The organism is Streptococcus sp. 9903, from assembly GCF_013276625.1.
Taxonomy (GTDB): domain Bacteria; phylum Bacillota; class Bacilli; order Lactobacillales; family Streptococcaceae; genus Streptococcus.
The window spans coordinates 112,268-119,165 of record NZ_VMLI01000004.1 but is presented as its reverse complement, the minus strand read 5'-3'; the positions used below and the strand labels follow the sequence as shown (position 1 = coordinate 119,165).

Here is a 6,898-nt window from a genome sequence, read left to right as displayed (position 1 = left end):
GCAACCTGCGGCTAGTTTCCTACTTTGCTCTTTGATTTTCATTGAGTATGAATTTAAAGATAATCAAAATGATAATGATGGTTGCCAAGATAGTTTTATCGTGATTGTAACGGTTAAATCCATAAGCGATGGCCACGTTACCGATACCACCAGCTCCAACCGCACCGGCCATAGCTGTTTCACCAACAAGGGAAATCAAGGTCACAGTCGTCACACGAATCAAATCTGGAAGATCTTCTAGTAAGCCTTAGCTTTCTAGGCTAAAATTTTTTACCCGAAAAACTTCTTTTTTCTAGTGATAAAATCAACCCTATCACACTCACTACCAAAAACACCCACCAACAAAGTCTGATATCTTGTAAAGCTAAGAAGGAAAATACAGACATCCCCAAGGGTAATGTTAGGGAAAAAATCATACTCAAGAGATTATTACTTCTAGCTAATACATCCGCACTCAAATTAGACAATAACAGAGTATCTAATTTAGGCATTGATTTCGACATCAAATACATGACAAAAGCTAAGCAAGCAACACCTACTAGAGGAGAAAAATCTAAAATATTAGCAGTAGCAAGTAATACAAACAAAATTGCATTGAGCGATAGCAAACTTGAAAAAGACCATTTCCCAAAATAATCATGGGGAGTTAGGCTACCAAGAATAGCTCCTCCCAAGCTAACACATTCAATTAAAAATAGGGCTTGAGCATAACTGAGATGATAGATAGTATGATCTAATAAGTAAAAGTGATAAATACCTCCAACAGCTCCTCCCAAAGTATTCATTACTAAAATAACAAGAATAATTTTAAACAAAGATTTACTTTCTCTCTGTCTAAATATATTATCCATGTCCTCATAGATTGCCTTAACTTGTTGAAGTAAACTAATCGACTTATCCTCTACACTTACAGACAAATGCGTCAATTCTCTTCTATTTTTGAACAAAATAAGAGAAGATAGTAAAAAGAAGCCAGCATTCACAATTGCAACAAAAGAAAAATTTTGGTGGCTTGTTGTGAGTAACCACACTCCTAAGGCTTGACCTCCTAGATTTGATAAATAGGAGACAAACTGAGTAAAGGAATAAGCTTCATAGAGCTTATCTTCCGAAATATTATGCTGGATAATCGGCATACGAAGGCCTGCTGTATAATCTGATAAAATATCTGAACAGATATTAACCATACAGATAAAAGCAAACGTTACGAAGTTCTGGTCATGAATCACACTAGCAATCAAAAGAAATAGGAGGCTTTGCACACAACCAACCCAGATAATTGTCCCTGCTTTATTTCGAGTATGATCAGCCTTAATCCCAACATAAAAAGTAAATAGGAAAGGTAAAATCGTAATCATATTCGCCATAAATACAGCTATATTTTTAAAGGGTAGACTCGCAGCATAAACGATAAATACCAGATTATAAATATAAGCTCCACTTGAGCTTAAAAACCTTGATAAGGTCAGTATTCTAAATAAATGATGTCTTAAGAATAGTTTCATAACAGGCCTTTCTCCATATTTCAAAGAGTATTCTATTGAAACCAGTCTAACAAAAAAAGCGGGACTCCCCACTTTTTTGTAATATATTTTTTCTGAAAATAGAAACTCTAGCGCCTAGAAACTGCTAATTATCAATCCATCTACAAGCCTATTTATTTTGCATCAATAGATGTAACGAGAATATATTACAAATCTTTATTTGAGAGCTGATTTGCAAAATAATTTTCATAGTATCTTGCACCACCTACATACTCTAAATCTTGTAAGATTGTAATGCCTCTCTGGATTTTTTCAAGACCCTTATTTTTTACATTAAAAATAGTATCATAATACCCTTTAGCAATCATATAAATGATTTTAAGATAAGCTTGAGATTCTGGCAATTCTCGTTTTTCAATCTGAAAAACAAAATAGTCTGCTTTTAATTTATCCTTTTCCTCTATCGCTTTAAAAAGTCCATTAATCAAAATGGTGTCAATACCAACTTTGTTACTAGGTAAAGAGCCTAATAAATCCGTCTTTTGTAACATCTCCCTAGAATATTTAAAATAGAGGGGCAGAGGAAACAAAGTAGAAATCGTTGAAAATAGTTCCAATTCATAATTTCCCCAGATGTCAATAGTAAAAAAATAGTCATAGAGAAAAGTCAGTTCTTCATCCGTTGCCCTTATGTTTGAATCAAAAAACACGAGAAGGCTTTTGATACGAATCATTTGTAAGAGATAGCTTGTTTCACCACTTGATCTATACTTTTGAGTCGTCTCTTCATACAAGGAATGGAGAGAATCAATCCCTTCTCTATCATATAAATCCCAAAGATTTTCTTGAAAAGCCAAAACCTTTTTCTGAGAAAAACCACGTACCAAGTACATAAATTCATTCAAATCAGAGTGGATGTTATCTAAGGCAGTAATCAATTTCATAGATGATAAATCTGCTTCTCCACGCTCAAATTTGCTCAGCATAGAATAAGTAAACTCTCCTCCCGTCGCCTCCTGTAGAGATACATTCCGGCTCTTTCTCAATTCTTTAAAAACTTCTCCCAGATTTTGCATATTGACTCCCCACAATTCTTAACTCTCTTACTCATAAAAGTAACGGTTGATAGCAACCAGTATAGAGAATTTTAAGTCTTGACTATAACGACAACTCCTATGAATGATGTACAGATTGCCCAAATCTCTTTATTTATGGCTCAATTTCTTAGTCAAGAAGTCTCCCAAGAATTGGATTGCAAAGATAATCAAAATGATAATGATAGTTGCCAAGATAGTCACATCGTGATTGTAACGGTTAAATCCATAAGCGATGGCTACGTTACCGATACCTCCAGCTCCAACCGCACCGGCCATAGCTGTTTCCCCAACAAGGGAAATCAAGGTCACAGTCGTCACACGGATCAAATCTGGAAGACCTTCTGATAGGTAAACACCTACGATGTCCCAAAAAGTCGCTCCGCTCGCTTGAGCTGCCTCAATGACACCGCCATCCAGTTCAGCCAAGACAACCTGCACCTGACGGGCAAAGAAGGCAAAGACTGCAAAAGATAGGGGTACGATAGCTGCATTTGGACCAATGCTTGTTCCTACGATTAGATGAGAGAAGGGTGACAAGACTGCCAAGAGAATGATAAATGGTACCGCACGGAAAATGGAAGTAATCTTATCCAAAATCCAGAAAACAACTTTATTTTCCAAGACCCCACCTGGAGCTGTCAAGACAAGGAAAAGCCCTGCAACCAGTCCTAAGAAACCTCCGATGATAAAGGAAAGAACCGTCATATAAAGAGTCAAGTAGATAGCTGTCCCCCAGCCAGCTTGACCAGACCAACCCATCTTATAGACGTTTGGTAAGTATGCTTTAATCAATTCTGCCATCTTACTGTCCTCCCTTCAATACTTTTAGTTGTACACCAGCCTGACGGATGGCCTCTTGAGCGCTTGCCAAGGCTGCTTTTTCACCTGACAAGACCACAACTAATTCTCCAACAGGAGTGCCGTCGAGGATTTCGATATTTCCATAGAGGATATTAGCTGTTACTTGGTAACGCTTGTACAATTCATTCAAAAGTGGCTCGTCTGTTGAAGCCCCTGCATACTTGAGCTGCACCAAAAGGCTGTTTTCAGACAAGTGTTCCACGATTTCTTGCTTCTCGATTTTGACCATGGCTTCGTCAATACCTGTGGCTGTTGAGATAAAGTCTTGGGTCAAAGGTTGTTTAGGGTCTGAGAAGATTTCAAGGACACTGCCCTCTTCAATCAAATGCCCGTCCTGCATAACTGCCACACGGTTGGCAATATCTTTGACAATCTGCATTTCATGAGTAATCAAGACAACAGTCAAACCTAATTTTTGGTTCAAATCTTGCAACAAGGCCAAAATCTGCTTGGTTGTCTTAGGGTCAAGGGCAGAAGTTGACTCGTCTGAAATCAAGATTTTTGGATCATTTGCCAAGGCACGCGCAATGGCCACACGCTGTTTTTGCCCTCCAGATAGTTGTGAAGGGTAGTTTTCAGCACGGTCTGCTAAGCCAACCAAGTCCAACAACTTAGCTACTTTAGCCTTCTTTTCTTCCTTGCTAAGTCCAGAGTGTTTGAGTGCAAAGGCTACATTCTCCTCTGCAGTCTTCTGACTCATGAGGTTAAAATGCTGGAAAATCATTCCAATATCTTGACGTTTACGACGCAACTGTTCTGCCGTCAAGGTAACTTTGCCATCAAAAATCACATCGTCGTCAATGGTAATTTTCCCTGCAGATGGTTTTTGCAAGAGGTTAATCACCCGTACAAGGGTTGATTTCCCTGCTCCAGAATATCCAACGATTCCATAGATATCCCCTTCTTGGATGTGAATGGTCACATCCTTGACCGCTGTGATAGTTCTCTTCTTTTGATGAAAAGTCACATCGATCTGATCTAACTTGATAATATCTCTACTCATAGCTTCTAATCAGCTCCTCTACTAATTCAATATGGGTGTAATAATCGGCGATTCGCACGTTCTCATCTCCACCGTGGTCTCGGCTATTGGCATTTCCTAGACCGAATGCAACCATTGGCACCTCTAGGGCATCAAAGACCGTATGCATAGGTCCTGTCCCCGCTGTCGTCGGCAAGACTGAAACGCCCTGTGGATAGAATTTCTTGGCCAACTCGATTACATTGAGAATGGCTGGTGCGCTCATATCGCTTCGATAGCTCATCTCTCCCAAGGTATAGTATAATTCTACCTTATCAAAGCCATTTTTGTCTAGCTGTTTCCGAATTTTTTCCAGAACATCATGCGGTTCTAAGCCCGGAACCAGACGAACCTCTAGCTTGGCACTAGCTTCTGCAGGCAAAATAGTCTTAACACCCTGACCTTGATAACCTGACTGAATCCCTTCGATATTAAGGGCTGGCTCGAAAAAGAAACGTTTTAGAAAGGCTGCGCGATCCTCTTGTAAGAGAGGCAATTCCAAACCATAAATCTGGCTGATTTCCCCTGGATTTCGTTGGGCGTAAGTATCCACCAAGGCCAATTCACGTTCATTTGGTTCTTGCACTTCTTCGTACAAACCTTCAACCAAGATACGGCCATCTGCGGCACGAAGAGACTGTAGAGCTTGAAGGAGATACCATGGAGCTGATTCCACAACCCCACCATAACTAGAATGGATATCGACATCCGCACTTTTTACCTTGGCATCAAAGGTCACAATCCCTTTATTTCCACCAGAAATTTCCAGCTGTTCCAAGGCATTTTTGGTTCCTTGTTCCCAGACCAACAAATCCGCCCCACGGAGTTTATCCGCATGCTTTTCCAAATACTTATCCAGGTCTGTCGAAGCCGATTCCTCCGCTCCCTCCATGATAAAACTGATATTGACAGGCAAATCATCATGGTCCTGCATATATTTTCTCAAAGCACTCAAACGAGCTGTGATATGACCCTTATCATCGTCAACCCCACGCCCATACATGAAGCCATTGCGCACCGAAAGAGTAAAAGGATCCTCTGTCCAGACCTGATCCCCATCCGCTGGCACAGTGTCATAGTGGTTATAGAAAATCAAGGTCTTAGCATCTGGGCGCGAACTCTTGAAATGCGCCATGACAAAGGGCGCCGTGTAAGTCTCATCAATCTCCACTTCAGCCCCCACACGCTTGAAAATCTCACCCAGATAGTTGGCAACTTCTTTGAGACCCACCTGTTGGGCAAAGACCGACTTCTTAGAAATCAAGGTACGCAAAACCTCAAAATAATGCTGGGCTACATGATCCTTTTCAAATTTTTCAATCTGTTCTTGTTCACTAGGAAAAACCATATTCTCTCTACCTTTCTATGAACGAATAGTCTTCTTTACAATCCATGCTCTATACAAAAGCAAGAGGTGGAATTTTCTCTCCCACCTCCCTGTTTCTTATTACCAAACTGGTTGATCCAAACCGTCTGATGTTTCTTCGATAACTTTTTTCACGTCATCTGTGTGGTAAGCTGCGATCACTTTCTTGATAGCATCAGCCTTAGGTGATGTTTCCCAATCTTTTTTCGCAACGATGATGTTATACCATTGTTTTGAGTTTTCATCAGCTTGTTCTTTGAAAAGAGCTTTCTTGTAGTCCAATTTTGCTTCTGTAACGAAGGTATTGTTTACAACGGCAGCGTCAACTGATGACAATGAACGAGCTGTTTGGCTAGCATCCAATTCAGTGATTTTCAAGTTCTTTGGATTTTCTTTGATGTTAGCAACTGTTGCAAGGGCAGTTCCAGAAACATCCAATTTAATCAAGCCAGCTGATTGAAGCAAGTAAAGCGCACGGCTTTCGTTTGTAGCGTCATTCGGTACAGCGATTTCTCCGTTTGCTGGGATGTCTTCTACTTTAGTGTACTTGTTGTCACTTCCATTCAAACCTGAGTAAAGGCGAATTGGAGAGATGTAAGTATCAGCAATCGCTACAAGGTCTTTTCCGTTTTCTTTGTTCCAGTTGTTCAAGAAGTTATAGTGTTGGAAAGCGTTCAAGTCTACTTCCCCGTCAGCAGTTGCCTTGTTTGGTTGTGAGTAGTCTGTGAACTCTGTAAATTCCAAGGTAATTCCGTCTTTTTTAACCAATTCTTGAACTTTATCCCAACGAGCTTCTTCAGAACCGCTACGGTTAACAGTTGCGATTTTGATAGTTGTTGCATTGTCTGCTTTCTTTTCTGAGTTTCCGCAAGCTGCAAGAGCCAAACCTGCGACTGTAGCAAGGGCTGCTAGGCCAAGCCATTTTTTGATTTTCATGATTCTTTCTCCTTAAAAATAATACCGTACTAGTATCTCATACTTTCTTCAATTGCACAAATTGTTATTAGATAATCAGATATATAGTTTAAAACTATATCCCTAAAAACTGAGAAATCACCCATCTTATTCA

Annotated in this window: 6 protein-coding genes and 1 pseudogene; all 7 read right to left on the bottom strand. The window is 39.9% G+C overall.

The annotated features are described in order from the left end of the window. Window positions 1-19: 19 nt before the first annotated feature. Window positions 20-232 (bottom strand): annotated as a pseudogene (locus tag HT696_RS02480) (hypothetical protein); the annotation flags it as partial. A 28-nt stretch (window positions 233-260) separates the two neighbouring features. Continuing rightward, window positions 261-1,505, bottom strand: a complete 1,245-nt coding sequence (locus HT696_RS02475) for a transporter (protein ID WP_173283154.1) — start codon at window positions 1,503-1,505, stop codon at window positions 261-263. Window positions 1,506-1,690: 185 nt separating this feature from the next. After that, the gene (locus HT696_RS02470) at window positions 1,691-2,470 is read right to left on the bottom strand and encodes an Rgg/GadR/MutR family transcriptional regulator (RefSeq protein WP_240150238.1); all 780 of its coding nucleotides are present in this window, start codon (window positions 2,468-2,470) and stop codon (window positions 1,691-1,693) included. Between the two features lie 219 nt (window positions 2,471-2,689). Beyond that, window positions 2,690-3,382 carry a methionine ABC transporter permease gene (locus tag HT696_RS02465; RefSeq protein ID WP_000818850.1) on the bottom strand — a complete coding sequence of 231 codons (693 nt, stop codon included), beginning with the start codon at window positions 3,380-3,382 and terminating at the stop codon, window positions 2,690-2,692. A 1-nt stretch (window position 3,383) separates the two neighbouring features. Then, complete coding sequence (locus tag HT696_RS02460; RefSeq protein WP_173283150.1) at window positions 3,384-4,445, bottom strand: methionine ABC transporter ATP-binding protein; 1,062 nt, start codon at window positions 4,443-4,445, stop codon at window positions 3,384-3,386. Further along, a complete protein-coding gene (locus tag HT696_RS02455) occupies window positions 4,438-5,811 on the bottom strand; it encodes a M20/M25/M40 family metallo-hydrolase (protein WP_173283148.1) in 1,374 nt (457 codons plus the stop codon). Before HT696_RS02455 ends, HT696_RS02460 begins: the two co-directional genes overlap by 8 nt. A gap of 99 nt (window positions 5,812-5,910) precedes the next feature. Next, on the bottom strand, window positions 5,911-6,765 hold the full coding sequence (locus HT696_RS02450) for a MetQ/NlpA family ABC transporter substrate-binding protein (RefSeq protein ID WP_050207619.1): 855 nt from the start codon (window positions 6,763-6,765) through the stop codon (window positions 5,911-5,913). Between the last annotated feature and the right edge of the window lie 133 nt (window positions 6,766-6,898).

Coding starts and splice junctions, on each gene's coding strand:
- HT696_RS02475 (WP_173283154.1), bottom strand. CDS start 1,505: ATGAAACTATTCTTAAGACATCATTTATTTAGAATACTGACCTTATCA.
- HT696_RS02470 (WP_240150238.1), bottom strand. CDS start 2,470: ATGCTGAGCAAATTTGAGCGTGGAGAAGCAGATTTATCATCTATGAAA.
- HT696_RS02465 (WP_000818850.1), bottom strand. CDS start 3,382: ATGGCAGAATTGATTAAAGCATACTTACCAAACGTCTATAAGATGGGT.
- HT696_RS02460 (WP_173283150.1), bottom strand. CDS start 4,445: ATGAGTAGAGATATTATCAAGTTAGATCAGATCGATGTGACTTTTCAT.
- HT696_RS02455 (WP_173283148.1), bottom strand. CDS start 5,811: ATGGTTTTTCCTAGTGAACAAGAACAGATTGAAAAATTTGAAAAGGAT.
- HT696_RS02450 (WP_050207619.1), bottom strand. CDS start 6,765: ATGAAAATCAAAAAATGGCTTGGCCTAGCAGCCCTTGCTACAGTCGCA.